Below are 1,741 nucleotides of genomic sequence, written 5' to 3' on the forward strand. Positions count from 1 at the left end.
CTATATGCGATTAGGTGGGCAATACGGCTTTGTTTACCTCTCCCCAACCCTCTCCCAAGGAGAGGGAGTAGCCCGCACCATAGCCCACGAACTGGGGCACGGCATCTTTAAACTTGAACACCCTTTCAAAGGTAAAAATGCCGATAAAGGTAAAACCTCTGCTCTAATGGATTACAATGAGGGGCAAGACTTCTTCTACCGCGACTGGAAGCAAATCAACGACCCTAAGGTGAAGTTATACGCTTTTCAAGGACAAAGTGAAGGTAAAAATGTAGGAGAAGGACAAGCTCATTATGTGTGTATTGATGATAATTTAAGAAAGATACTTTATGACAAAGGCTATCCTTTTATAATATAAATGGTGAACCTATAGAACTTTTTTCTCAAGATTTCACAGTTGCTTTTATGGGAGAGGAAGAAGGAACTTATTACGGAAGATTGGGAATGGTTAATCATAGAGGAGTATATCATTCTTATGCAATTCTAAATCAAAAGCCACAAGGGTATTATATAAATAGTTACTCAAAATCTAAGTTTGCTCCCAAAAAAGGAAGTAAAGAAAAAGCTGTTTGGGTAAAGATAAATAATGAAGGAGAATATCTGATAGAGAATTCTGACAAAACTATTTCAGTAAAAGGAAAAACAGAAATAGTAGACTGTCTTTCTTTCATTACAATAAAAAGTGCAGAACAAAAGCTATCAAATTCTTTATTAGAAGAAGGAATTTCAGAAGAGACTATAAAACTATTTTTAGGGAGAGGGCTCTCTGCAGATTCAGCAGAATATAAGGAGATAGAATCCTTTGCTAAATATTTATCAACTATCTTAAAAGGGAAAAAATGGGGATTCCTTTATAAATCAAAGAATGATTATAAAGAACATTATGGAGAAAGCTTGTTTTTAAATGTACTAAAAGATAAAAAAATATTTAGTGAAAAAGCTTTTAAAGAATCCTTTGTAATACGTCTTTCAGAAAAAGATAAGCCTTATTATATAAAAGATGTAGATTTACTTATTTCTAATTTTGACCCTTGGGAAGGAATTCCTAAATACTATAATGCCTATTCATTTGATTATACAACTTTTAACATTCCAAATTTAGACAGCGAGCAAGTTATAGATGAATTACTTAATACATTAGAAATAGTACTTAACTCATCATTAGATGCTTGTCCTAAATGTTTGACTCAAGAGCAGAAAGAAACATTAGAAGCTTTTATAGCAAAAAGAAGGACAAAAGAAGAGAAGAAGTTTATTCTTACAAATAAATTGAAAGAACGCAATAATTTTATTGCAGCATTTCAGCTTTTAGGAGCTTATGATAGATATTACTATAGTATTAAAGACTTAGAAAAACGATCATTCTTAGCAGATAATAACTGGTTAGGTGAGATTTCTCGAAGAGAAAAAGCGGGACAGGCTTCTGCTATAGATATACAAGGAGGACACAGCCAATATGTAGCCTATTATGGTACCACCTCAGCTTTCTTTTTAGGTTTCCAATACTTTAAGATGTATGGGGATTTGTTGGATTTAGCAATAACTAATAAAGCAATCAATGAATCACAACGCATTCTAAGTAAGAATTTTAAGAAAGTATGGGGAAAAGGGATTGGAAATGTAGGAAAAGTAACTAAAATACAGATAAATGAGGATCTTAAGAAGTTACTATCCAATGAAGACTATAGGAAAATATATAATGATTTTGTAACTGGAAAGATCGCAAGAAAATTTACTAAGG

Annotated in this window: 1 protein-coding gene and 1 pseudogene; both read left to right on the plus strand. The window is 32.6% G+C overall.

Annotation, left to right across the window (positions count from 1 at the left end; genetic code table 11):
* Positions 1-358, plus strand: a pseudogene (locus tag HMPREF1321_RS12045) (hypothetical protein); the annotation flags it as partial.
* 47 nt (positions 359-405) lie between these two features.
* Positions 406-1,741, plus strand: a 1,336-nt coding sequence (locus HMPREF1321_RS09850) for a hypothetical protein (protein ID WP_009422458.1), incomplete at its 3' end; no start/stop codon positions are given.

Source organism: Capnocytophaga sp. oral taxon 412 str. F0487 (genome assembly GCF_000271925.1).
GTDB lineage: Bacteria > Bacteroidota > Bacteroidia > Flavobacteriales > Flavobacteriaceae > Capnocytophaga > Capnocytophaga ochracea.